Consider the following 26,585-nt stretch of genomic DNA (forward strand, 5'->3'; position numbering starts at 1 on the left):
CCATTGGTGCCCGTTCTGGCAAAAGGCTAATTAGCCGTTGTGGTGTTAGCTATTATGACGAACAGCGCGCAGGAACTCCTGGCGAGTATTCTGGCTGGATTTGAACAACCCGCCCAATGATGTAGTGGTGGTGGCACTGGTCGCATCGCGGATCCCGCGAGCTTTCACACAATAATGTACTGCATCGATGGAGACAGCGACATTATTTGTCCCTAACAAGGTCTGCAACGCCAACAGAATTTGCTGTGTGAGGCGCTCTTGTACTTGTGGGCGCTGGGCGAAAAACTGCACGATACGGTTAATTTTGGATAAACCAATCACACTGTCTTTCGGAATATAGGCCACTGTCGCTTTGCCATCAATCGTCACAAAATGATGTTCGCAGGTACTGGTCAGGGTGATATCTCGCACCGTTACCATTTCATCGACCTTCATTTTATTTTCGATCAGGGTAATTTTGGGGAAATTCTCGTAATCCAGTCCGGAGAAAATCTCATCAACATACATCTTGGCAATACGTCTTGGTGTGTCGGCCAGGCTATCGTCAGATAAATCAAGATTCAACAATTGCATGACTTGCGTCATATGTTCCTGAATCCGGATCTTGCGCGTTTCGGCATCTAATTCTTGTTTGCGCAATGGGGTTTCAAGGCCACGGGCCAGCAGTGCTTCATGAACCAGCTCAGCTTCTTTACTCAGCGATGACATTCTTTTCTCCAACAGGCGTGCGTATCTGAGCGGAATAAACATGATGCAGATCACGTTCAGATTTTGCTCCCCACTTTAGTTGAGAGCAAAATGATTATCCAGTGATTGTTCTTAATCTTCGATGATTGTTTTTATATTCAATATTGTTATTCATATCCCGTGGTTCTTTTTATCATGATGAAACAGTTGCATCTGGCTCGACGGCAGCTTCCCGCGCCCGGGCTGGCGTTTTAATCACCAAAGCGCCGGCAATAATCAGCGCCACTATCGCAACATATAATGCAGGCTCCAACCGGTGAGTTAATGCGGTCGAAATTGCGGATAATATCGGGCCAACCAACTGCCCGATGGCATAACCAGTAGTCAATAGACCGGCCATGTAACGGGTGTGTTCTGGTGCCAACTCACGGCCATGTTGCAAAGAAAGCTGGACGACACTCAGGAACCCGCCGCCGGTTAGTAAAGCACCTAATACCAGCCCGCTTACCCCCGGCACCACTTCGGCACACAATACTCCCAAGGCCTGCACCCACAGGGTTAATGCCAGCCGGGTTTGTGATGTCAGACAATGACGCGTCAGAATACCAAGGGTAATGCCAATCACGGCGGCACCGCCGAAAACAGGCCAGACAAACTGGGCAAACAGGCTTTCAGGGAAGCGAGATGTCGCCATCTGCGATAAAAATGTGGCGGGTAAAATATAACCAAATCCCGCGAGGCTATAGCTCCACACCAACCGTTTCAGTGCTGGCGTTAAAGTCAATGGTAGCGCTGTAATATGGGGACGGTGCAACTCACCACTGCGAGGTAAATTGATGCTAATGGCAGCAATAATAACCAATGCCAATACACCGTACACCAGCCAGGCCTCACTTGCCGATAAGTCATAACTATGGATAAGCACAGCCAACATACCGCTGATGAATATGCCAGCCCCCGGCCCGGCAAAAACTGCGGCGCTCAGCGCAGGGCGGCCAAAATGAGCTAATCGTTCATTGGTCCAGGCCGCAACCAGCACCATCGACCAGCCGCTCGCCCAACCAATAGCAAAACGCAAGATACCATGCCACCACGGCCCGTCGACAACAGCAGATAGCAGAGTTAACACTACCGCCCCCCAAACTCCTAACCACAAACGGCGTTCGACATGGCGGCTGGCCCGCATGGCATCAAAAGCACCAAACAGATATCCCAGATAATTAAACGCCGCAACCAGCCCTGCCCCGGTCAGGCTGAATTGATGCTCGGCAATCATCAGCGGCACTTGGGGGGTGAAAGCAAAGCGACCAATCCCCATCGCCACCACTAATGCCAGAAAACCACTTAATGCAATTCTTAATGCCATCTGCCCAATCCATCTATTGCTGCCAGCTCATTACGCGGACAGTCGGTTAAAAGAAAGTTGCGAATATCATGCCTGAGCATTAGAATCACAAAAAATGAATAATACACACTAAGTTCATCACAAAAAGAGAACACTCATGGATCTGACCCAGCTGCGTATGTTTTGTTGCGTAGCGGAAACCGGCTCCGTTGCCCGAGCAGCGGAGCAGATGCACCGCGTCCCCTCAAATTTAACGACACGCCTGCGCCAACTTGAAATCGAGTTGGGGGCAGACCTGTTTATTCGTGAAAAGCAGCGCCTACGCCTGTCACCCATGGGCCATAATTTTCTTTGCTATGCCAACCGTATTTTGGCGCTGAGCGAAGAGGCCATGAGCATTACTCATGCGGGTGAACCTGCTGGTAATTTCCCACTCGGTTCAATGGAAAGCACTGCTGCCACTCGCCTGCCTAACCTGCTCGCGGCTTATCACCAGCGCTATCCCAAAGTCTCTTTGTCACTAACTACGGGGACATCCGGCGAAATTATTGAACAAGTCCGAGCCGGAACACTGGCGACGGCATTGGTCGATGGCCCGGTACAGCATGATGAACTGCACGGCTGCCGCTCTTTTGAGGAGCGGTTAGTTATCATTTCCTGTCTGGATCATCTACCGATTAATCAAGCGCGTGATGCCGTAGATGAAACTCTGTTTGCCTTCCGCCCCAGTTGTTCATACCGGTTACGACTGGAAAGTTGGTTCCGGCAGGCAGGCTGTTTACCTGGGCATATACTGGAAATCCAGTCTTACCACGCCATGCTAGCTTGTGTGGCAAGTGGCGCGGGGTTGGCGCTAATTCCGCATTCGGTATTGGCTCTACTCCCTGGTCACGAACGGGTAAAAGTGCATCACCTGCCACCCGATATTGCCGAAACGGCAACCTGGCTCATTTGGCGCAAAGATGCCTTTAGCCCCAACGTACGCGCCCTCAAAGAGTTGATCATTGAACAAATTGAAACTCAGTAACTGAGCGGGCAGAGCCACGATTTCCGACCATAATTCATACAAGTATCATCTGCTACTACTGCGAACAACCATTCGCAACATATATGATACATAAAGAATATATTTATATAACACTCATTACGCAGAAGCTATAGGAGCAACACCATGGAGATGATTAAAACCCGCGCAGCAGTCGCATGGGGGCCAAACCAGCCATTATCCGTTGAAGAAGTTGATTTGATGCCACCACAAAAAGGTGAAGTACTGGTACGGATCGTCGCCAGTGGAGTTTGCCACACCGACGCCTACACCTTATCGGGCAAAGATCCTGAAGGGGTATTCCCGGCAATTCTGGGCCACGAAGGTGGCGGGATTGTTGAAGCGATTGGCGAAGGCGTGACCAGTGTCGCGGTGGGTGATCACGTGATTCCACTGTACACACCTGAATGCGGTGAATGTAAATTCTGTCGCTCCGGCAAAACCAACCTGTGTCAGGCAATTCGCAGCACACAAGGTAAAGGCTTGATGCCCGATGGCACCACTCGCTTCTCGAAGAATGGCCAGCCTATTTTCCATTACATGGGCACTTCAACTTTTTCTGAATTGACCGTCGTACCAGAAATATCACTGGCAAAAATCAATAAAGAAGCGCCATTAGAAGAAGTTTGTTTGTTAGGTTGTGGTGTGACCACTGGCATGGGTGCAGTTATCAATACTGCCAAAGTGAAACCGGGTGATACCGTGGCTATCTTTGGCTTGGGTGGCATTGGTTTATCTGCGGTTATTGGCGCACAAATGGCCGGTGCCAGCCGGATTATCGGGATCGATCTCAATACCAGCAAATTCGAGCTGGCCCGCAAACTGGGTGCGACTGACCTGATTAACCCGAAAGATTATGATAAACCTATTCAGGATGTGATTGTCGAGCTGACCGATGGCGGCGTCGATTTCTCATTTGAATGTATTGGTAACGTCAATGTCATGCGTTCAGCTTTAGAGTGCTGCCATAAAGGTTGGGGCGAATCAGTTATTATTGGTGTCGCGGGTGCAGGTGAAGAAATTTCAACTCGCCCATTCCAACTAGTGACAGGCCGAGTCTGGCGTGGTTCTGCTTTTGGCGGAGTCAAAGGTCGCTCAGAATTACCGGGTATCGTGCAGCAATATCTGGATGGGAAATTTGCCCTAAATGATTTCATCACTCATACCATGGGTTTGGATCAAATCAATGAAGCCTTTGATTTGATGCATGAAGGCAAATCTATCCGTACCGTGATTCATTTTGATCAGTCATCAAAAAAACATACTTTACAAAATAAATAAAGCAGGGAGGCAGACAACGCATGAACACGTCACTTGAACTTCTCGAAGAGCACCGGATGTTTGGTGGATGGCAGCAACGCTATCGCCACGCCGCCAGCAGCCTGAATTGCAATATGACCTTCAGCATCTATCTGCCACCACCACGGGATGATAACCCACCGCCGGTACTTTACTGGCTATCAGGGCTCACCTGTAATGATGAAAACTTCACGTTGAAAGCAGGCGCACAGCGGATCGCGGCTGAGCTCGGGTTGGTACTGGTGATGCCAGATACCAGCCCGCGTGGCGATGACGTACCTAATGATGACGGCTATGATTTAGGCCAAGGGGCTGGGTTCTACCTGAATGCGACACAAGCGCCCTGGTCTGAGCATTTTCATATGTACGACTATGTCAGCCAGGAGCTACCTGCGTTGATCCGCCAGCATTTCAGTGTGAGTGATCGTCAATCTATCTGTGGTCACTCAATGGGCGGCCACGGTGCGCTGATGTTGGCATTGCGTAATCCTCAGCAATATCAATCCGCGTCTGCTTTCGCACCGATAGTTAACCCGTGTCAGGTTCCGTGGGGCCGCAAGGCTTTTAGTGCTTATTTGGGTGCCGATGAAAGTCAATGGTTACAATATGATAGCTGCCATTTACTCACGCATGCACAAACCCAGTTGCCAATATTGGTCGATCAAGGAGATGGAGATCAATTCCTTGCCGACCAGTTACAACCGGCAAAATTAGCTGAATTGGCACGTCAGCGTGATTGGCCTCTAACTCTACGTATTCAGCCGGGCTATGATCACAGCTATTTCACCATAGCGACATTTATTGAAGATCATCTGCGTTTCCATGCGGAATACTTACATCGCTAACGGACATAACTCAGCCGATCAACAATAATAGAAACCTTAAAGCTCCTTCGGGAGCTTTTTATTTTATTGCAGATATATAGTTTATTCTCGTTACGCTAATAACTAATATTCCTTTAGTTTAATAACATAATTAATAAATTATTATAAAAAGCATGATGAAAAAAACATTGATAAAATCGGAGAAAAGAATTACAAATAAAGGGCTCAATACTCACCGAGGCTGAGCAGCACAAAAAAGGAAAAAATTTAAAAGGAGATTTATATGTTTACTGCAAATCAATCAAAAGAAAGAATAAATAACGCTCATTTAATGGCATTAAAGACTAAGTTAGAGTCGTTAGAACAATCATTTAAAAATAATTCATTTTCTATAAATGACCATGAAATAGAAAACCTAAAACGCAACAACGCCAACAACCAAATAACCGCATGGAATTGGTCAAAAAGTTTTACACAACAATAAATCAAACAATGATGCTTTTAATTAAAACAAATTAAGATGCTATTAGTAGCATCTTAATTATAATAATTATTATCGTTTGATGAATTTTAGAAAAAAACAACACCATCACTCTATTTCATTAAAATCAGTGAGATATTTCCCATGCTAACAAGTGAATTCTTCAATGATCTGAAGCTAAGTCCAGCATCAAGTCTGTTAGCAATACTAATAACAGCTATTGGATCGATCTCACTATTTTTTGTATTACTTCTTTATTTAACTGATTCTCATATTGAAAAACATAATAGTAACCATAAAGACATATATAGGGTAGAAACATCATTTAATCTACCTAACGGCGATGAAGTGAAGTCAGCACAAGTACCCTTCCCACTGATTTCAGTACTAAGAAATGATAGAAACATCAAAAGTGTTGATTACATCGTGCGTATTTTCACCCATGTACACGTTAATGATAAGACGTATTCAAATATTGATATCTATGCGGTTAGCAACGATTTTTTTAATACATTAAATCCTTATCAACAAAAAAATCTTTCTCTGACGCAGAATGAAATTATCATTACCCCTGAGTTTAATCGACAATATCTTCATCTGGATAACCCTCAAGGGCGTGTCATAACATTAGGTGATAAAGGCCAATTTCTTATTAAAGATGTTGTTGAATTTAATCCATCCAGCCGTTTTAAAACGACTGCCGTTATCGCATTCTCTCCTGAAATATTAGATAGTTACCACGATAAAAGACATGATTGGTATGATACCCATGCCTACGCTTTTATCACGATGAAATCTGGGATGAGTCCCACCCCAGAGCAACTAAATTCTTACGTTATCCAGCATGCACCACAACTTCCTGGTGCCCCTTTTAGCCCCGAAGAATTCATTCAACTTTCTGCACGTAATATTACTGATATCCATTATGACAATGCATTACCCGATGAAATCAGCATAGTCGTTTCAAGCTCATACTTAAATATTTTATACGCCTCAGGTCTGTTTGTTTTTTTTGCTACGACAATGAATTTCTTTAATATTAACAATGTGATAAATACAAAAAAAAGAAACAGCTTTTATATTAAAAAGGCCGTTGGTGCATCAAACTACCAGCTAATCACTGAAGCATTTTTCATTGCAACATTACAAACTGCATTTGTGTTGTTAGTAGCTCTACTTATCTTGATGTCACTCGTGCAATATTCAGATAGCGTCAAAGAGCTTATCTTTACGCATGGGAATCATAACTTCTCAACCGCGTTGCCTATTACTACAGTGCTAACTTATGCCGCTATTCTACTCGCCCACAGCCTCTTTTTACTGACGCTTACTTTGCCCAATAATACCTATACTGTGAAATCATCTCAGTCACGCTATATGACTCGTATTATGTTCTGCATACAGATTATTCTTGCAGGAATCATCATATACCTGTGGGCTGGCATAATGACACAGATCCATTTCATGAAAAATGACAACTTTGGTTACGAAAAAGAGAATGTAATAACATTTATATTAAGTGATGAACTAAAATCGAAAACCGCAATAAACAACCTGCAAGATGAATTAAGGAGTATAGCTGGTGTTAATAATATCTCTTTAAGTAACTGGCGACCATTTGACATGTCGCGGCATAATACCTCTGTATTCCATAATAACCAGCAAGAAAAAGACAAACTAGCCACAGTTAACATCCTTAAAGTAAACAAAAACTTTATTAACACTTGGGGGGTAAATATTTTGGCTGGTGATGAAACCCCCTTATTACCCAGCGATAACAGCAACATTTACCATGCTGTTGTTACAAAATCATTTATGGAATTAATGGGACAACAGTCCTATGACCATATACTGAGCACTGAATTTTATATTAATGAGAATAACGTGCAGCAACCAGTTAGGGTGCTGAAAGTAATAGATGACTTTTATCTGGCAGATCGAAGTGACACACCGCCGCCCTTACTTATCCTCATTCAAAACAACCCCCAACGCTATGGCGCAGTCAAACTTAAAAACATTCAAGATTTCGGGAAAGTAGAGAAAGTATTAAATAGCTATCATGTTAATACTGAACACATAAAGTCTGTCAACAACTTACACAAAGAATATTTTAGTAATAATATACTTATGTATAATACGATCAATACAGTAACATTATTTTCAGTAATTCTGGTCTTAATAAGCACGGTAATAATAAGTACCTCAGAGACCAAACGACTCGAAAAAACACTAGCAATCATGGAGTCTATTGGTGGATCAATTTATACGCATATTATTTTCTTTATACAACAGAATATTATACCTATCATCATAGCAGTAATAATATCATTACCTATCGGCTTTCTGTTATTGCATAATTGGCTAACACAATACAGTTTAATTAAAAAATCATCTTACATTTATGCGACAGGTTTATTTACTGCTTTTATTTTATGCATAATTATTGTCATGACAACTACACTTATTTTTAATTGTAATACACTCAAAAATCAGAAGAAGAAGTAACATCATGGATATAGATATTGAGCAGAAAAAAAACAAAAACACAGCGGCTAAGTTAATAGTTTTTTGCGTATTATTGGCAGTAACCGCTAGCCTTTATTATATTTATAATGTATCTAGAGTTCAGCGAAATTTACTGATATCTCGGGAGGATACTGTTTTTCATACTATTCAATCTGAAGTATATCAGGATGTACTGACAACCCGAGCCATCGCGGTTCCTAAAGGAAGCATAATTGTATCAAGTGAACGAGGAGGAAAGGTCACTGAAGTCGCTAAACAGGCTTTCGATACCGTCATGAAAGGTGATGTTATTGTCCGTTTATCTAATTACGATTTCATGCTGGAAGCCACATCCAGAATAGTAAATATTACTGAGCAGATAAACAATCTTCGCAATATGAAAATACAATTAGAACAAGATAAACGAGAGACAAAACTTAATTTACAAGAGGATCAACATCAAATAACGACTATTTCCAAAGACTTAGAAAGGCATCAAGTCCTCGATATGAAATCAATGATTGCAAAATCTGAGTTAGAAAACCAAGTCGGTATGTTAAAGAACTGGCAAATAAAAAGTGAAATATTAAAAGAACACGATAATAAAAACAAAGAGTCATTCCCCTCACAATTCAAAAGTATAGATGATTCTATATTATTACTGGAGAAAATGATGGATATCATTGAAAATGGTATGGAGCAATTAGTTATAACAGCCCCAATTGATGGGAGTTTATCTATCCTTGATGTAGAGTTGGGTCAACAAATAAAACCTGGTGAAAAAATAGCAATAATAGATAACATGCAATCATACTATTTTAATGTTTACTTCAGTGAATATTATCTTGATAAAATCAAACCAAAAACTCGAATCATTGCAACAATAAATGGTAAAGATACACCACTGTTGATTGAGTCAGTATCAACTATTGTTGAAAATGGAAAATTAAAGGCGAAGCTGATCCCACTACATGACACTACCTCCCAGCTTAAAAGAGGGCAATCTATTGAAATACAAATTCCATTGCAAAAAAATAATACCCCTGTGTTAATGGTGCCTACTGAGAGTATTATCTCTGATAATAATGGAAATTATTTCATCTACATATATCAGCCAGAAGATGACCTTGCTATTAGATCTAAAATAGAAATAAAGCGCCGAAGCTCCATGAAAACAGAAGTAATATCTGGAGTAAAAACTGGGGAAATCATTGTTATCCCGCCAGAAACCAACAATAGTGAATACGATATTATTGAGTTTAAATAACATGCTAAATATACAAAATGCTGAGAAATGTTATACCACCAAAACAATTAAAACCAAGGTTCTTAATCATCTAAATTTCAGCGTTGAGAAAGGTGATTTTGTTTCTATTATGGGGCCATCAGGTTCAGGAAAATCCACATTACTTAATATCATTGGTTTGTTTGACTCTCTTGATAATGGCTCATTTACACTGGCGAAAAAAAACATTATTGGCATGAGCTACTCACAGAAAGTAATATTAAGGAGATTATTAATAGGTTATGTATTTCAATCATTCAACCTCATTTCACACTTATCTATTTTTGATAACATTGCCTTACCACTTAAATACCGAGGTATTGGCAAAAAGGAACGTACCGAAAAAGTTAACCAAATTTTAAACCTGTTCGACATTGATAACCGGAAAAATCACAAACCAATGCAACTTTCAGGAGGCCAACAACAACGAGTCGCTATTGCCAGGGCAATGGTGTCTAATCCTACATTGCTCTTGGCTGATGAACCTACTGGCAATTTAGATAGTAAAAATGCCCGAGCGGTATTACAGCAATTAAAATATATAAACCAAAAAGGTACTACTATCATTATGGTTACACATTCAGATGAAGCCTCTGCATATGGCAACAGAATAATAAACATGAGAGATGGAAAACTTACATGAAAAAATAGGAATATACTATGGATAATATGATTCTGGTAAAATATATCGATTGCATTAAGATAAAAGAAATAGATCTAAAAAAACTGGAAAAACTCGACACATGTGAATATAGAATGCTATCATCTTATCTTATTGGTAAGATACCAGCCCAAAAATTACTGGATAGTAATGAGTTAGATATATTCAACGAAGAGATAAAGAAAAGTATTTCAGTGAAAAAGATTCAAGCAAAAAAATTGGTTGTTGTATTGAAGGCAACCCGTTTATGTAATCTTCGTTGTACTTATTGTCACTCTTGGGCAGAAGGCCCCAATCAAACATTGTCATTTCATACACTTGTCCATACTGTACGGCAGATCCTGGCCATTCCTAATGTAAATAGATTTGAGTTTGTCTGGCATGGCGGTGAAATCACACTACTAAAACCGGCATTTTTTAAAAAACTCATTTGGTTGCAGCAACAATTTAAACGGCCAGAGCAATATATAACCAACACCATGCAATCAAATGTAGTTAATATTTCAGATGAGTGGTTAATATTTATTAAAGGTATTGGTATGAATGTCGGAATTAGTCTTGATGGTGTACCGGCTGTCAATGATAGGAGGCGGGTAGATTATCGAGGCAGAAAGACATCCGATCGCATAGCAAAAGGAATAAAAAAACTTCGCGAGTATAATATTCCATATGGTGCTCTTATTGTTGTTGACCGAGAAGTTTATCAAACTGACATGAAAGAAATGTTGGACTATTTTATCTCAATAGAATTAACCCACATTGAGTTTCTTAATATAGTTCCTGATAATAGACTCCTTAAAGGCCAGTATGTCGGTGATGGGTTTATCAGTTATGCTGAATTTATCCAGTTTCTCTCAGAACTGTTTACTCTTTGGGTAAACGGTTATCAGGGAAAAATACATATTGCTGTTTTTGATGATTTTATTCGTGTATTAAAAAATGCTAAAAATAAACCTGCTGCATGTTATTGGTCTGGCAATTGCTCGCAAGAAATTATCACTGTAGAACCCAATGGAGACATCTCTCCCTGTGACAAATATGTAGGTGATAAAGGTAGCATCTACGGTTCTTTATTAGATACTGACCTGGCGGATCTTTTAGCTCATTCATCGCATAATCAACAAGCCATCAATGAAGAAAAAGCGGCAACTGAAAAAATGCATAATTGTGAGTGGTTTTCTATTTGCCACGGGGGTTGTCCCCATGACCGCGTTATTAACCGCCGACATACCGAAGGATACAACGATACATGCTGCGGAACGGGGAAATTACTGGCAACTATTCAGCAATATTTAGTCAGTAGTGACCGAAACCAGATTATAGTGACTTAAATTGTCATGCCACATGATAACTCAGTATTCTGCCTTCAATAAAAAGACAGAATGCTGACAATATGGGGTTTATTAGGAAGAAATTTAGACTAAAAAGCTGATCCGGGTTGCAGTAGAAAAGCCTGCTCCTCGGCACTGGAAACTCGTCCAAGAATATGATTGCGGTGAGGGTAGCGGCCGAAGCGATCAATAATTGCTTTATGGCGCAATTCATAATCGAGTTGAGTCTCATTACCTAGTTCGGTATATAGCTTCAATGCTTGCTGATGAATTAGCGCGGATTCTGAATGCATAAAGGGTAAATAGAGAAACCCCCGCTGCGTATCTGATAACTGCCCGGCTTTGCCACTGCTGACCGCTTCTTGTGCCAGCACCAAAGCCATACCATCACAGGAAAAAGAAGTGGGTAAATCGCGAAATAGATTTCGGCTAAATTGATCTAATATCAGAATTTCTGCCAAGCGTCCCTCAATATTCAGCCGCCAGTGCGCCAGTTCGCCCTTAGAGGCAGCCTGCCAAATAGCACCGAAATTCTGACGTAAATGGGTGTCAAAATCCTCATCTTTTTTGAACCACAACTCAGGGTTTATCTCACTAAACCAGAATTTCAGAATTTTTTGATAATCCATATTACCTCCAGTTTCACCTGACGAAGAAAATACCAATAAAAAGGAATGATACAACTCAGACAGTATCAGACTGTGGCCTCTTTGCCCCCCATCAATTCACCCGCATAGCAATCTCTGCCATAATGGCGCACTTAATTGATTATTGCCGCGCACCCGTTATAGTTTCTGGCGACGGTGCCATCAGACCACGGAGTCCCGCATGGATCACTGTAATACCTCGGATTTACTCTCTCTGGAACACGCTCTGACCAAAATGCTGTCACAGGTCACGCCATTACAGACCACCGAAACCATTGCACTCACTGATGTTGCGGGGCGCATCACAGCCAGCGCAATCACATCCCCGATTGCCGTACCCCCTTTCGCTAACTCAGCCATGGACGGTTATGCTGTGCGTTGTAAAGAGCTTAGCAGCACAATGCCGTTACCAGTGGCAGGCAAAGCCTTCGCCGGTGCACCATTTAGAGATGAATGGCCGGCAAATAGCTGTATTCGAATTATGACTGGCGCTCCTATCCCCGCAGGTGCGGATGCTGTCATCATGCAAGAACAAGCCGTAGTGAGTGAACAAGGTGTCACTTTCAGTGGTAATACCCAGGTTGGGCAGAACATTCGGCTGGCAGGTGAAGATATCCAGCAAGGGGCGGCTGTTTTCCCCGCGGGCGTCAAACTCGGTGCGGCGCAACTTCCCCTCCTGGCATCACTAGGGATTGCTGAACTGACTGTTTTCCGCACATTGAAAGTGGCTATTTTCTCTACCGGCGATGAGTTGCAGCCAGTTGGGCAACCCTTGGGAGAAGGGCAAATTTACGATACCAACCGCTTTGCGGTTCGTTTGATGTTGCAACAGTTAGGTTGCCAAATTATTGATCTGGGTGTTATCCGTGATGACCAACAGGCATTACGCAAAGCATTTGAGCAAGCTGATGCCGTCGCCGATTTGGTTATTAGTAGTGGTGGCGTTTCTGTCGGTGAAGCCGATTACACCAAACAGATGCTGGAGGAACTGGGTGATATTGGTTTCTGGAAGTTAGCCATAAAACCCGGCAAACCTTTTGCTTTCGGTAAATTGGATCATGCCTGGTTCTGCGGCCTACCGGGTAACCCAGTCTCTGCGGCGCTGACATTTTATCAGTTGGTACAACCACTGATTGCGAAACTTTCCGGCCACTCTCAATGGCAGCCACCGCTACGTTTGAAAGCAAAAACAATAACGAAGTTGAAAAAAACACCAGGCCGTTTGGATTTCCAACGTGGCATTTTCTCAACTAATTCTCGCGGCGAACTGGAAGTACGTACCACTGGCCATCAAGGTTCACATATCTTCAGCTCATTCAGCCAAGGTAACTGTTTTATCGTGCTTGAGCGGGAACGTGGTTCGGTAGAAGTCGGTGAAGTTGTTGAAATAGAGTTGTTTAATGAACTATTACGCTAGTTGATTATTGGCGTAATAAATTACTGAGAGCCTGATATGTTGCCTGAACTTTCCGATGCGCAAGCCCTGCGTTATAACCGGCAGATTGTCTTACGTGGTTTTGATTTTGACGGTCAGGAAAAACTGAATGCCGCTAAGGTATTAATTGTTGGATTAGGTGGCCTCGGGTGTGCCGCAGCACAATATCTGGCGGTAGCTGGTGTGGGTCATCTCACTCTGCTGGATTTTGACCGGGTTTCTCTTTCCAACCTACAAAGGCAGGTTCTTCACCGTGATAACCGTATCGGCATGGCTAAGGTAGCTTCTGCGACACTGACTTTGTCTGAGATGAATCCCAACCTGATAATCAAAACCATTGATGCCCAGTTAGATGATGAACAACTTGCCATTGCCATAGCTGAACATCAATTGGTGTTAGATTGTACCGATAATGTCGCCAGTCGTGAGCAACTTAACCGCTTATGCCATGCACAGCGTAAACCATTGGTTTCAGGTGCGGCGATCCGTATGGAGGGGCAAGTCAGTGTATTTACCTATCAAGAGGATCAGCCGTGCTATCGCTGCCTGAGCCGGTTGTTTGGTAATAACGCCCTAACCTGCGTTGAAGCTGGAGTCATGGCTCCATTAGTGGGTATTATTGGCAATCTACAAGCGATGGAAGCCATAAAGTTACTGGCCGATTATGGACAGGTGATATCAGGTCGTATACTGATGTATGACGCCATGACAGCAGAGTTTCGGAGTTTAAAACTGGCAAAAGACATCAACTGCGAAGTTTGTAGCAACAGCGGGTTGGAATAAATGGCTGACAAACCTATTTTATAGCATCAAGAGAACTGTACCCTGAGGGAGGCTCATGGCCTCCCTTAGTTTTGGAATTCCGAAATTTTAAGGACTATCTATTATTTTACTTTCTTAAGAAATAAGGCCGTAAGTTACACCGGGAGACTTATTTACCATTATTTTCCATAACTTTTTTTGAATTTTTTTGACTTTCTTGTGCTCTGCATTAGTCCAATAGTTGAGTCAAGAATTTATGTACTAAGATACTTTCCTCACGAATTCTTTCTTAACTTAATTCAATCTTCATCTGCATATTATTGGAGTTGAATGCTATCCGGAGATAGTATTATGTTTCGCCCTGCTTTTCGCAATACGCCTATTGCCCTGAGCCTATTAATGGCACTGAGCTTTTCCTCTACGTTATCTGCAGCTATTGCAGATGTTCCGAGCAATATATCAGTTCAGCGAGCTGAAACTGCAAATAGTAATATTACATCTGAAGCATCACGGCAAATTCGCTTGGTTCAAAATGGTTCACCACTATATTGGAATGAGCAACAAAAGCGTCAATTCCTTACTCATCCAACGCAATCCAGCGGCTTCTGGGCTAACAAAGGTGATAACCTACGTATTGAATACCAGCATCAAGGGGAAGATATTGATGTATTGCCTGAGCTGTGGATTGTGCCGGTTAAGAAAGGCAAAGAAGAAAACTTTGAACGGCAGGTAGTTAAACTGCAACAAGGCATCAATGAAATTGAAGTTGAGAATACCGGCCCACTTTATTTTGTAGCAGCTAACCAACAAGGTAGCAGTGAGATCAAGATTAATCTGCTCGAGGGTGGCAAACCGATGCCACGCTTTATTCTGGGCGAAAATACCATTGAAGATTGGCAAGCACAGTTAGTGAAGTTTGGGGATTCACCTTTCGCTGAACTAGTGGGTAAGCGTATGATCCTCACCATGCCAATTAAAAATATGCGTAAACAAGCGACTGATCCTGAGGGAGTTTTGGTCTTGTGGGACCGTATTGTCGACCTGGCGGAAGAACAATTTGGACTCAGCACCGAGAAAGCCTTCCCCCATCGAGCTACACCTTTCCAATATCAATTTGTCGGTAAACCAGATAGCACATCAGGTTATATGTCAGCATCCAATTACTGGCTAGGTTCTAATGCTGCTGGCTTTTTGGAAGTCATTAATACCTATAAATTACAAAATAATGGTTGGGGGTCATGGCATGAGTTGGGTCACCACTATCAAATGCCAGCATGGACATTTGATAGTGATATAGAAGTTACGGAAAACCTGACTTCATTGTATGTTCAGCGTGCTTTAGGCGGAACTTCGCGTATGGAAGCAGAATCACGTTGGGATGAAATTGCTGATTTTCTGAATAAAAGAAGCAAAAAATATGAAGATGGCGACGTGTTTGTCCGTTTAGGTATGTTTTGGCAACTGGATTTAGCATTTGGTAAAGACTTCTACCAACGCCTTGGTGACCGTTACCGCACGCTAGCTGCCGCTGAATGGCCAAAAAATGACGATGAGAAAAAACAACGTTTTCTGCTGGAAACCAGTCGTGTTGCTGGCATTAACCTAAAATCATTTTTCCATAAGTGGGGAATAAAACCGACAAAAGAAACCAGCGCCCAATTAAAAGCAATGAACTTGCCAGACCTAAGGGAGCCTATTTGGGAGAATAGAGACAGTAATATTGCCTACAGTTATTCGTTAACCCAGCAAAATATCACCGGAGATGTACGCCTGCCTGATACAGTTAATGTGGGGGATATCTTCACCGTAGCTGTCGAAGTTACGAACCGTAATACATCAACCTTGACTTACCAGTGGGATATTCCAAAAGGTGTTGAAGTTATTACGGATAATGGTAAAGAAATAACTCTGCGAGCACCACATAATGTATTACAAAATACCATGCTATCTATTCCTGTTACGGTAACAGATAGCAATAATATCGCAATGAGACTGGCAAGCTCGATTCAATTGAAAACGCCAGGTGAAAATATTTCTCCCCGCGAGGCTTATGATCAACTAATTAAGCAGCGTTACAAATTAGAGGGTGACCTTAATCATTGGGATAGTGCATCACATCAAGGCAGCCCAGGCACTATCTATTTATACGATAACCATTACACAGGAACTCGTGATTATTTCCGTTTAAAAACGAGTTCGTATTGGTATTTCCCAACGAATCAAACCAGCAATACATATTGGGAATATTTGGAGAGTTACGATAGTAACCAATATCTGAATGACGATGTTATTAAGCAAGTCACGGCGATCACATCAGCAGCAAAACCCGATGAGAAATAAGTAGAGTTCTGTAAAGCAGGGGAAACCCTGCCTTTAGACAGTAGAGCTGATGCCATCAATGCATCAGCTCTCATATCAACACGCAGTCATATAATCAGGATTGAATACCTTGGCTACGCAGATAGTCTTCGTAGTTACCGGTAAAGTCGATCAACTTACTTGGCGTCATTTCAATCACTCGGGTCGCCAGTGAACTGACAAACTCACGGTCATGGGAAACGAAGATTAACGTACCTTCATACATTTCCAATGCCATGTTAAGGGCTTCAATCGATTCCATATCCAAATGGTTGGTTGGCTCATCCATTACCAAAATATTAGGGCGCTGCATCATCAGCTTGCCAAACAGCATCCGCCCTTTTTCACCACCCGACAAGACCTGTACTTTCTTCTTGATATCGTCCTGGCTGAACAGTAAACGGCCCAGCACACTGCGCACAGCCTGCTCGTCGTCCTTTTCCTGTTTCCACTGACTCATCCAGTCAAATACCGTCAGATCAATTTCAAAATCACTGGCGTGGTCCTGTGCATAATAGCCAATCTTGCTGTTTTCAGACCATTTCACAGTACCAGCATCTGCTTCATAATCCCCGACCAGGGTTTTGAGTAAAGTCGATTTACCAATACCGTTCGGCCCAAGAATAGCGACTTTTTCACCCACTTCCAGGCGCAGATTCAGGTTTTTAAACAGTGGACCGTTATCAAAACCTTTAGTCAGCATTTCAACTTCCAGCGCATTACGGAACAACTTTTTATCCTGATCAAAGCGGATAAACGGATTTTGGCGGCTAGACGCTTTCACTTCATCAAGCTGAATTTTATCAATCTGACGAGCGCGTGAAGTTGCCTGTTTGGATTTAGAGGCGTTGGCACTAAAGCGGCTGACGAAAGATTGCAGCTCGGAAATTTGGGCCTTTTTCTTCGCATTATCAGAGAGTAGACGCTCGCGAGCTTGTGTCGCCGCAGTCATGTATTCGTCATAGTTACCCGGATAAACACGCAGTTCGCCGTAATCCAAATCCGCCATGTGGGTACAGACCATATTCAGGAAGTGACGGTCATGGGAAATAATGATCATGGTACTGCTACGTTCGTTCAGAACTTGTTCCAACCAGCGGATAGTATCGATATCCAGGTTGTTGGTCGGTTCGTCGAGTAACAAAATTTCTGGATCTGAGAACAAAGCCTGTGCCAGCAATACACGCAATTTAAAGCCAGGCGCAATTTCGCTCATCAAACCATAATGCTGTTCAACTGGAATACCGACACCCAGCAGCAATTCACCAGCACGGGCTTCTGCGCTATAACCATCCATTTCACCGTAGGCAACTTCCAGATCAGCCACTTTATAGCCGTCTGCTTCGCTCATTTCAGCCATGGCGTAAATGCGATCGCGCTCTTCTTTCACTTCCCACAACTCGCCGTGACCCATAATAACTGTGTCCAGCACTGTGTTGTTTTCAAAGGCGAATTGATCCTGACGCAACTTACCCAGACGCTCATTAGGGTCGAGGAATACGTTACCGGCACTTGGTATCAGATCACCACCAAGGATTTTCATGAATGTGGATTTACCACAACCATTAGCACCGATCAGGCCATAGCGATTACCGCCACCGAATTTTACTGAAATGTTCTCAAACAGCGGCTTGCTGCCGAATTGCATGGTGATATTGTTAGTACTTAGCACAGAGCTCGCTCTCGATTGGATTACTGAATAAGGGTATTCAAGAATACTAGAAAATGTGATTCGGCGCGCATTATGCCACAAGATGGCAAGAGTATCGCCTCCAGTTTGCATGAAATCTCAGCAGCAGCGGAAAGTGAGCAAGATTTGGGGTCGAACAGCCCCATTAAATAGATGAGATATTAGCCTTGAGCGTCATTGGTACATTGCAGTGCGCTGTATTTATCCAATAGGAAAGGCCGTAGATACCCGACTGTATTGGACATCGGTAGCACCTCTTCGCTGAGATGAATATTGAGTATATTACTGAGGTAATCACGCCGTTTTTGTATTCTTTGCCAAACATCGGGGTAATGGGCGGCCAGTTCATCACGCAAATGTTGATCAGCCAATGCAATACAGTCCTCAGCACTCGCACCCGCGTAACCTTGTACCGAAGGAATGATATCGATTTGGAATAACATTCCACTGCGAATTCTTTCTTCCGAGCCATTATAAATAGGCGAACACAACCATTCTTCATCCGCGACCAAATGCCCAGGGTTTAATGACCAATGGTATTGCGACTTCGGTAAAACAGCGTCAATTGCTGTATACATCTCTTTGCCGGACATACCAATACGGATATTTTCCAGCCAGGTTACGACCGCGGCGTAATAAGGAATAGCAACTCTCTCGAGATAATCCCTTTGTGCCAAAGGCAGCTCATCGCTGTGATGTACAGCATAACCCGTTCTACTGCTTAGGCCACCTTTATACCCGGTGGTTAATGATATTTTATCACCAGGTTGCACAATTTTATCACCAGGATACAAATTAGCCTTTTCAAAGCGATCGCCGGTTGCAGCAATCATCACAACAGTATTCGGCTGCCCTTCATCTGCCAGATAAGAGCCAAGTTGCTTCTCAGTTACGCCGATATCTACCGCAGTTAATGCATTAAGAATACAATTAGAGGCCAGATTAGCCCCATATTCGTAATGAGCTAACTCATTGGCATTATTAGTGACTCTGGCTGCTGCATCACTACCAATAAATAGGTTTGTTGCGTTAACAACTAAAGTTGACGATGAAACTGTTTGCTTTATTGCAGATAAAATAAAATGTGGAATATCAAATAATTGATTATTATCATCCAACTTGCTGGTAAATAACTTCCATCCAACAATGCCGATTTTTTTAGCCTGCTGCACGCCAGTGTCCGCCAATAATTCAGCTAACGTTTTGCTGTTCTCCATGGGTTGATTCGGTAGCGAAAAATAGGGAACATGAATAGCTGTATTGCTAACCCGCGCATATTGAGACAGTTTTAAATTCTCGTTGCCTAGCAATAAAAAGACTTCCCCTGATGCATGTAATACCAAAGCGGCCTCTTCAAATCGGGGGATAAAGCCAGTCAGATACTCAAAGTTACCACCATGTTCCTTATCGGCATAAACCAGCAAATAATCAATATTAGCCTGAGCCATATTGGCGATAACTTTAGCTTTTCGAACAATGATTGTTTCATCGCTAATCGCTACCTTAGTGACAGCATTGAATCTCGGGGGTGCATCGATAGGGCTAAGTTTAATATGACGTTGAGCGCTCATTTTTATTACCTCGATTAGTTAATATAAACCACTGCCCCATAGCTGCTTACACTACAACCATTTAGGATTGCGCGTAAATGAGATGGTTAACCAGCGATGTGGCCCTGATTCACCAATCGCGTGAGAAATTTCATCGCGTATCTTGTCAAAATAAGACACGCCGCTGTTTTCCATTTCTGGTGGAATAACCACATGAATCTCAACAAATAAGCCACGGCCAATGCGGGTAGCGTAATGCGAATAATCGATAAATTGATATTTCGCCATCAGTTTATCCATCAAACTTTCCATAGAGGCGTCTAGCGTATCCGGTGTCATTTGTAATACTTCACGGACAGCAGCGATAACAGTCTTTATTGGAACAGATATCAATATCAGCGTTAACAGCGCCAGTACTGCAGGGTCAGTATAAACAATCAAATGTTCATAACGCGTGCCTTCCATACTCCAGGAAAGTAAAAAAGCCACTAATAAAGCAGAACTGATACACGCCGACATTAACCAACTTTTGGTATCCAATGCGATTAACTCGGACTTAACACGTTTATTTAAACGACGTTGCTTTAAAAAGATAGTAAAACAGAAAACACTGACTACTAATGCATACACAATCGCCCAACCCAGCTCTAATTCACGCCCGCCATCAATAATGCCTTTTATCGCATTAACAAAAGCATACAGACAGAGAAAGGCCAGTAGACTGCCATTGAAAGCTAATACCAGAGGCTCTACATGCCAGAAACCATATTGAAAACGGCGACTATTGGGTTGCCCCAGCAATCGAGATACTAAGAGAGATAAACTGCACATCCCCGCATCCAGAGCAGAGAACATGCCATCAAAAATTATCGACATCGATCCACATATAATGCCGAAAACAATCCCCATAATGGCAATGAATAAAGTACAAAAAATCGAGCGCCGCAAAATTTGCTGCTCAAGTTTAGTATCATGCAGTATAGGTGCTGCCTGTTCACTCAGTGTTGTCATGATTACAACCTATTTTAGACCAACCTATTGTTTTATAAACCCTATTATTATTCACTCAGCTTTATGTGCAAATCACGACAGAGACAATGAAGGCAAATCAAAGCTAATAATAGTGTGTCATATTATTCCATTTTTACCAGTAAATTAGGTTGTAACGTCCAAATAAAAAACCTTGTTAATATCTTGTTTTTACTTATATAAAATAAGATGTTTTTGATCAGAAGAGATTTTATAGCGCTGATTAACATTTAAATAGATTTATTTACCGTTCCATTTTCGTCTTTATCTTAAAGATATTAACCATCATCACTTTATACTTATAACCAGCAACAGATTTTGTTAATTTTAATAACATATAACGACAAGCTAACGTTTCAATTAACAACAGATATTCAATTAACAATAGCCATATTAAATGAGTAGAAGTTGTTATTCATCAAGAATAGCGTTTCCGCATAAAGATATTATGCACCGCTTAATACCCGTCCTGGGGGAAATATGGAAACAAAACTTAATATTTTATTAGTACATGGCGCGTGGGCTGATGGTTCGCAATGGCGGCATATTATTCCAGCCCTGCACGCTTTGGGACACAGGGTTATTGCAATACAAAATCCGTTAACATCGTTGGCAGATGATGTCGAGCGCACCATCAAGCTAACAACTGCGTTGTATGGCCCAACATTATTAGTCGGTCACTCTTACGGTGGAATGGTGATTACTCAAGTCGGACATTTGCAAAATGTCGTGGGGATGGTTTATCTCGCCGCTTTTGCACCGGATGCAGGAGAAAGCCTATCCAGTACTTATGCATTACGTAAACCACCTGTTGGTGCGGCTTACATTCGCCCTGACGATAACGGTTTTTTATGGATAGACACAGACCAATTCCATGAGAATATGTGCCAAGATATTGATGAAAGTGAAGCGCTAGTGATGGCTTTGGCACAAAAACCTTTAGCAGCCCGTATTCTTACGGATAAGTCTGCTCAGCCAGCCTGGCGCGTCAAACCCTGTTGGTATCAGATTTCAACAGAAGACAGAATGCTGCCCGTTGAAACACAACGCGACTTTACCGCACGAATTAAGGCACAAAAAGTGATTGAACTGCCTTCTGGCCACTCAGCTCATCTATCTCACCCGCAACAAGTTATTGATCTAATTACTGATGCAGCGAATGCCGTCAGATAATCTCTAATTTCTTACCAAAACTACCACGATAACAGACGAAAAAAATCCGCCCGAAAGCGGATTTTTATCAAATACAGGATTCACCTTTAAAGATGAATGCTGATCATCCTAAGCTGTTGCTTAGAAAGTGTAACCAACGCCAGCAACCCAAGTACCAACGTCAACGTTACGGATGCGGCTCTGTTCGTAAGAAACGTCCAGGGCAACATTTTGCATTGGGTTAAACTGCAAACCTGCGCCGTAGGTGAAACCGTAATCGCTGGTGCTGTTCTTGTCGCTAAGAGATGTTGGGTAGTTCTGGCTGAAACGGCCATAACCCACACCAACCAGGCCATAAACGCTAGCCCAATCGTTGATACGGTAAGCTGGGCCAGCTGTGATGGCGTTGTATTGTGCTTTGTTGTAAACAGACGCGCTGTCGCCGAAGCTGCTTTTTTCAGTGTGAGTGAAAGAGGTGATATAACCCAGTTGAGAATCACTCCACTCATAACGGTATTTCAGGTTGAAACCTGAAGATTTGTTAGCAACACCTGAGTAATCGCTCTGGGCATAACCACCAGAAACGGTGCTTTGACCTGCAAAGGCTGAACCTGCGGTCACTGCTAATACACAAGCTGCTACAGCTGAAAGACATGCAATTTTATTCATAACCACCTCGAAAGACGCAAATTTTTAGATGAAACTAAAACACCATGAAATTATAACAAAAAGTAGCGTGAAACTCTGCTTACTAATGATTGTCTAATCATTTATTTGGTGTAACAAAGAGTTTCAAGCATCATCTATCCTACTAATACACTTATGAATTTTGGCTATGTTACTCCTTTTTGTGACATTCATCACCAAAACCTATTCCAGACTATTCTTAATTTTATCGCTCAATAAAACAACAGAAGCAGCGTTAAAAAACAGCAAGATCAGAAACAAATTATTTATTTTTTTATTTTTTCCCCTTTGTTATGTCCATCAGTAATTTTTAAACACTCAATCGACATTTCATTTACACTGGCAAGGATTGATACCGACTATTTTTCTTTGAGGCTCAAAAGGATGTCTTTGTCTCCTCCATCCAAACATTCACTTCCGTTACTCCCTATTTTCTTACTTGTGATCGCCATGATCTCAATACAAAGTGGCGCATCGTTGGCGAAAAGTCTGTTCCCACTGGTCGGCGCACAAGGGATTACGTCGTTACGACTTGGCATCGGCACGCTGATTCTGTTTATTATCTTTAAACCCTGGCGGATGCGGTTTGAAGCGGGCAGCCGGTTACCCTTGCTGATTTATGGGGTGACCTTGGGGGGAATGAATTTCCTTTTTTACCTGTCATTAAAAACGGTGCCATTAGGTATTGCCGTCGCCTTGGAATTCACCGGCCCGCTGGCAGTCGCCATGTTATCTTCACGTCGTCCGGTTGATTTTATCTGGGTGGGGTTGGCGATTCTGGGTCTCTGGTTCCTGTTACCTCTGGGAAGCAGCATCGGAACCATTGATCCATTTGGCGCAGCTTGTGCTCTGGGTGCGGGTGCCTGCTGGGCGCTTTATATTATTTCTGGGCAAAAAGCTGGCGGTGACCATGGGCCAGGGACGGTGGCAATTGGCTCTTTAATTGCTGCGTTGGTTTTCTGCCCAATTGGGGTAGCTTATAACGGTCTGGCGCTGTTCGATCCCGCAATTTTACCGGTTGCTTTAGCCGTCGCTATTCTGTCTACCGCCTTGCCCTACTCACTGGAAATGGTCGCATTGACCCGCCTGCCTACTCGCACATTTGGCACATTAATGAGCTTAGAACCGGCATTGGCGGCAATTTCGGGGCTGATATTCTTAAATGAACATCTGACGCTGATTCAGTGGCTGGCTCTGGCATCCATTATCAGCGCCTCCATTGGCGCGACTCTGACCATAAAATCTAAACCACAGATAGACGAAATTGCTTAAACAGGAGCCAAATATGGAAATCAGAATAGCAACAACAGACGATTTTACTGAAATTTGGCCACTGTTTCGGGCGGTGATCAGTAGTGGCGACACCTATGTATTCACACCAGACACTCCCGAACAAGACGCCTATGACTACTGGTTTGGGGCTGGTGTGCGCTGCTGGGTAGCCCTGCACGAGGGGCGAGTTGTCGGCATGTACAAATTAATCGATAACCAGCGCGGCCTCGGTAACCATGTCGCCAATGCATCTTTTATGGTGGATGGAGAAGCTCGTGGGCTGGGTATCGGCAAAGCTCTGGGATTGCATTGTATCGAGCAGGCAACCGCTCTTGGTTATCGGGCCATACAATTCAACTTTGTGGTCAGCACCAATACTCTGGCGGTTGCCCTATGGCAAAAACTCGGCTTTGAGATTATCGCCACACTGCCTGGCGCGTTTAATCACAACCAATTGGGTTATGTGGATGCCTATGTGATGCATCGAGCGCTGCTCCCTAATTAGCGCTGAACACGCAGTTTCCCGCCAAAGACAGATTCATTAATAGCACGCCAGCCCAGTCATTAAGCGGGTTGGCTTTTTTTATTCATTATTTTTCACTTTTTTTGCATCCAAAACACCCTGCTGATTCGTATAGGTAGATGTGAGGCAAGGCTTCACCTCAACCTACAGGAAAACATTATGAAAACGCTCATTCGTACCGCTATCTGTGCTTCTTTAGTATTCAGCAGTGTTTCTATGGCCGCCATGATGTCTGACACTGTCATGGTGGGGGGCGCGTCGATGCTCCCAAGCAAAAATATTATCGAGAATGCAGTCAACTCAAAAGATCACACTACCCTGGTTGCCGCGATTAAAGCTGCCGGATTGGTGGATACCCTACAAGGGGCTGGCCCCTTCACCGTGTTTGCACCCACCAATGCCGCCTTTGCAAAATTGCCAGCAGGTACGGTTGAAAATTTGGTCAAACCAGAAAATAAAGCCTTGCTCACGCAAATCCTGACCTATCACGTAGTGGCCGGGAAGTACGATATGAAACAACTGCAAAATAAAATCAAGGCCGGAGGCGGGACTGCTGAGCTGAAAACGGTCAACGGCCAACCACTATGGATTATGAATAATGGTTCGCATAATATTCAGATTAAAGATGGCAAAGGTAACATCGCGAATATCAGTACCTATGATGTACAACAGAAAAATGGTGTGATCGATGTTATTGATACTGTCCTGATGCCTAAATAAAACCCGTCTATACTGGGTGCAGTGTCTCACTGCACCTGACGGTTTTTTAGGGATTGGCGCATGAATGAATGTTCTGTGGAACAGCAGGTCGGGCTGATAGATGCCATTGCTCAAGGCGATCAGTCTGCTTTTGAAAAACTTTACCGTCTCACATCTCCTCGATTATTCGCAGTCGCCCAACGCATGCTGCGTAATCCCGCCAGGGCAGAAGAAGTTTTACACGACAGTTTTCTCACGGTCTGGAGCCGGGCCGGTCATTACAATGCGCAACTCAGTGCGCCACTCACTTGGTTAACTCATATTGTTCGCAACCGGGCTATCGACCTGATGCGGGGCCGTGATAATCACCTGCAATCATTAGACGATGACGAGACCGACTCGCTAACCGACAACACTCTAACGCCGCTGGCGCAATTGCAACAAGACAGTGAGGCTAAACAACTAGCCGACTGTCTGACACATCTGCCCGTTGAGCAGCGCCAAAGTATTATGCTGGCTTATTATCAAGGGCTTTCTCATGGGGAAATATCTGTTCATTTGCAGCAACCCCTCGGTACGATAAAAAGCTGGATACGTCGTGCACTGGAGCACCTAAAGGACTGTGTAGGCTTATGAAAAACAGACGCGAATATGACTCAGCACTCGCCGCAGAGTATGCGCTGGGCACCCTACGCGGGCTGGCACGGATGCGTTTTGAACGCAAAGTCCGCCGCGATCCACGGCTGGCCGCTGATGTTGCCAGTTGGCAAAGCCTATTTACTCAATTAGATAGTCAGCTCGACCCACTTGCGCCACCTGAGCGCGTTTGGAAACGGCTGGAGTTGCAGTTACCACCGATCAATGCCCGCCACATGAAACGTAACCCATGGTCTTATGCTGGTTGGGCCGTTGCTGCGGGCCTGGCAGCAATATTGCTCATCCCGCGTTTATGGGTCGAGCCGCCGACAGCCATACCGGTGGCCGTGTTGTCCAATAGCCAACAGAACGGCCAATGGGTTGTCAGTCTGGAGAAATCGACTCGTAGTTTGACGTTAACACCACTGAATCCGGTGACTGTCAGTGATACGAATAGCCTTGAATTATGGAGTATTCCAACTGGAGAAAAACCACATTCATTGGGGTTACTGAATACACAAGGGCCGACACAACTGACATTGGCTGAGAACCAGTTAACAGGTCATTCAATACTGGCAATCAGTTTGGAACCTCATGGTGGCTCGCCTACTGGCCAACCTACCGGGGCAGTCTTGTTTAGCGGACCATTACAAAATCTATAAGACGTTTTTCTACCGGAGGC

24 protein-coding genes are annotated in these 26,585 nt (G+C 43.2%); 17 read left to right on the plus strand and 7 right to left on the minus strand.

The genetic code is table 11. The features are described from left to right. Positions 1-45: 45 nt before the first annotated feature. Together folE and FTB31_RS08295 are read right to left on the minus strand one after the other, a co-directional pair. Positions 46-708 (minus strand): GTP cyclohydrolase I FolE, encoded by a 663-nt coding sequence (gene folE / locus FTB31_RS08290; RefSeq protein WP_050075194.1) that lies wholly within the window; start codon positions 706-708, stop codon positions 46-48. 172 nt (positions 709-880) lie between these two features. Continuing rightward, on the minus strand, positions 881-2,053 hold the full coding sequence (locus tag FTB31_RS08295; RefSeq protein WP_050075193.1) for a YbfB/YjiJ family MFS transporter: 1,173 nt from the start codon (positions 2,051-2,053) through the stop codon (positions 881-883). Positions 2,054-2,189: 136 nt separating this feature from the next. On the opposite strand from FTB31_RS08295, the gene ptrR reads away from it, so the two are divergent. The 8 genes from ptrR (at position 2,190) to darE (ending at position 11,463) form a co-directional block, all read left to right on the plus strand. Continuing rightward, positions 2,190-3,059 carry a putrescine utilization regulator PtrR gene (ptrR, locus tag FTB31_RS08300; protein WP_050075192.1) on the plus strand — a complete coding sequence of 290 codons (870 nt, stop codon included), beginning with the start codon at positions 2,190-2,192 and terminating at the stop codon, positions 3,057-3,059. Positions 3,060-3,203: 144 nt separating this feature from the next. Further along, entirely contained in the window at positions 3,204-4,358 is a 1,155-nt protein-coding gene (locus FTB31_RS08305; protein ID WP_005162256.1) for an S-(hydroxymethyl)glutathione dehydrogenase/class III alcohol dehydrogenase, read from the plus strand. A gap of 20 nt (positions 4,359-4,378) precedes the next feature. Next, a complete protein-coding gene (fghA, locus tag FTB31_RS08310) occupies positions 4,379-5,221 on the plus strand; it encodes an S-formylglutathione hydrolase (protein ID WP_050075190.1) in 843 nt (280 codons plus the stop codon). Between the two features lie 262 nt (positions 5,222-5,483). Then, positions 5,484-5,684, plus strand: coding sequence for a darobactin family peptide antibiotic (gene darA / locus FTB31_RS08315; RefSeq protein WP_227731275.1), 201 nt, complete (start codon positions 5,484-5,486; stop codon positions 5,682-5,684). 141 nt (positions 5,685-5,825) lie between these two features. Then, entirely contained in the window at positions 5,826-8,186 is a 2,361-nt protein-coding gene (gene darB / locus FTB31_RS08320; RefSeq protein ID WP_077174841.1) for a darobactin export ABC transporter permease subunit, read from the plus strand. 4 nt (positions 8,187-8,190) lie between these two features. Then, complete coding sequence (gene darC / locus FTB31_RS08325; RefSeq protein ID WP_227731276.1) at positions 8,191-9,453, plus strand: darobactin export ABC transporter periplasmic adaptor subunit; 1,263 nt, start codon at positions 8,191-8,193, stop codon at positions 9,451-9,453. Between the two features lies 1 nt (position 9,454). Further along, positions 9,455-10,114: a darobactin export ABC transporter ATP-binding protein gene (darD, locus tag FTB31_RS08330; protein WP_077174840.1), complete on the plus strand. Its 660-nt coding sequence runs from the start codon at positions 9,455-9,457 to the stop codon at positions 10,112-10,114. A 17-nt stretch (positions 10,115-10,131) separates the two neighbouring features. Then, positions 10,132-11,463, plus strand: a complete 1,332-nt coding sequence (darE, locus tag FTB31_RS08335; RefSeq protein WP_077174839.1) for a darobactin maturation radical SAM/SPASM protein DarE — start codon at positions 10,132-10,134, stop codon at positions 11,461-11,463. A gap of 89 nt (positions 11,464-11,552) precedes the next feature. Here darE and FTB31_RS08340 read toward each other — a convergent pair whose 3' ends face one another. Beyond that, complete coding sequence (locus tag FTB31_RS08340; RefSeq protein ID WP_077174838.1) at positions 11,553-12,092, minus strand: DUF924 family protein; 540 nt, start codon at positions 12,090-12,092, stop codon at positions 11,553-11,555. Between the two features lie 199 nt (positions 12,093-12,291). On the opposite strand from FTB31_RS08340, the gene moeA reads away from it, so the two are divergent. The 3 genes from moeA (at position 12,292) to FTB31_RS08355 (ending at position 16,647) form a co-directional block, all read left to right on the plus strand. Beyond that, positions 12,292-13,527, plus strand: a complete 1,236-nt coding sequence (moeA, locus tag FTB31_RS08345) for a molybdopterin molybdotransferase MoeA (RefSeq protein WP_077174837.1) — start codon at positions 12,292-12,294, stop codon at positions 13,525-13,527. Between the two features lie 36 nt (positions 13,528-13,563). Then, positions 13,564-14,328 (plus strand): molybdopterin-synthase adenylyltransferase MoeB, encoded by a 765-nt coding sequence (gene moeB / locus FTB31_RS08350; RefSeq protein WP_050075183.1) that lies wholly within the window; start codon positions 13,564-13,566, stop codon positions 14,326-14,328. Between the two features lie 330 nt (positions 14,329-14,658). Next, positions 14,659-16,647, plus strand: a complete 1,989-nt coding sequence (locus FTB31_RS08355) for a M60 family metallopeptidase (RefSeq protein ID WP_080991534.1) — start codon at positions 14,659-14,661, stop codon at positions 16,645-16,647. A 94-nt stretch (positions 16,648-16,741) separates the two neighbouring features. On the opposite strand, the gene FTB31_RS08360 is transcribed toward FTB31_RS08355, so the two are convergent. From FTB31_RS08360 to FTB31_RS08370, 3 genes are all read right to left on the minus strand, one after another. Continuing rightward, positions 16,742-18,337, minus strand: coding sequence for an ABC-F family ATPase (locus tag FTB31_RS08360; protein WP_077174835.1), 1,596 nt, complete (start codon positions 18,335-18,337; stop codon positions 16,742-16,744). Positions 18,338-18,516: 179 nt separating this feature from the next. After that, on the minus strand, positions 18,517-19,926 hold the full coding sequence (locus FTB31_RS08365; RefSeq protein WP_050075181.1) for a M24 family metallopeptidase: 1,410 nt from the start codon (positions 19,924-19,926) through the stop codon (positions 18,517-18,519). Positions 19,927-19,977: 51 nt separating this feature from the next. Beyond that, positions 19,978-20,916, minus strand: a complete 939-nt coding sequence (locus tag FTB31_RS08370) for a cation diffusion facilitator family transporter (RefSeq protein ID WP_050075180.1) — start codon at positions 20,914-20,916, stop codon at positions 19,978-19,980. A gap of 498 nt (positions 20,917-21,414) precedes the next feature. Between FTB31_RS08370 and FTB31_RS08375 the strand changes: the two genes are divergently transcribed. After that, complete coding sequence (locus FTB31_RS08375) at positions 21,415-22,107, plus strand: alpha/beta fold hydrolase (protein WP_050075179.1); 693 nt, start codon at positions 21,415-21,417, stop codon at positions 22,105-22,107. A gap of 120 nt (positions 22,108-22,227) precedes the next feature. Here the strand turns inward: FTB31_RS08375 and ompX are convergent, their stop codons facing one another. Further along, positions 22,228-22,755, minus strand: coding sequence for an outer membrane protein OmpX (gene ompX, locus FTB31_RS08380; protein WP_050075178.1), 528 nt, complete (start codon positions 22,753-22,755; stop codon positions 22,228-22,230). A 402-nt stretch (positions 22,756-23,157) separates the two neighbouring features. On the opposite strand from ompX, the gene rhtA reads away from it, so the two are divergent. From rhtA to FTB31_RS08405, 5 genes are all read left to right on the plus strand, one after another. Continuing rightward, the gene (rhtA, locus tag FTB31_RS08385) at positions 23,158-24,045 is read left to right on the plus strand and encodes a threonine/homoserine exporter RhtA (protein ID WP_050075177.1); all 888 of its coding nucleotides are present in this window, start codon (positions 23,158-23,160) and stop codon (positions 24,043-24,045) included. Between the two features lie 13 nt (positions 24,046-24,058). Next, positions 24,059-24,550, plus strand: a complete 492-nt coding sequence (locus FTB31_RS08390; RefSeq protein ID WP_077293670.1) for a GNAT family N-acetyltransferase — start codon at positions 24,059-24,061, stop codon at positions 24,548-24,550. A gap of 177 nt (positions 24,551-24,727) precedes the next feature. Beyond that, entirely contained in the window at positions 24,728-25,288 is a 561-nt protein-coding gene (locus FTB31_RS08395; RefSeq protein WP_077174830.1) for a fasciclin domain-containing protein, read from the plus strand. Between the two features lie 60 nt (positions 25,289-25,348). Then, complete coding sequence (locus FTB31_RS08400) at positions 25,349-25,903, plus strand: sigma-70 family RNA polymerase sigma factor (protein ID WP_227731277.1); 555 nt, start codon at positions 25,349-25,351, stop codon at positions 25,901-25,903. Further along, positions 25,900-26,565 (plus strand): anti-sigma factor, encoded by a 666-nt coding sequence (locus FTB31_RS08405; protein ID WP_227720311.1) that lies wholly within the window; start codon positions 25,900-25,902, stop codon positions 26,563-26,565. Before FTB31_RS08400 ends, FTB31_RS08405 begins: the two co-directional genes overlap by 4 nt. The last annotated feature ends 20 nt before the right edge of the window (positions 26,566-26,585 follow it).

Source organism: Yersinia proxima, from assembly GCF_902170785.1.
GTDB classification, from domain to species: domain Bacteria; phylum Pseudomonadota; class Gammaproteobacteria; order Enterobacterales; family Enterobacteriaceae; genus Yersinia; species Yersinia proxima.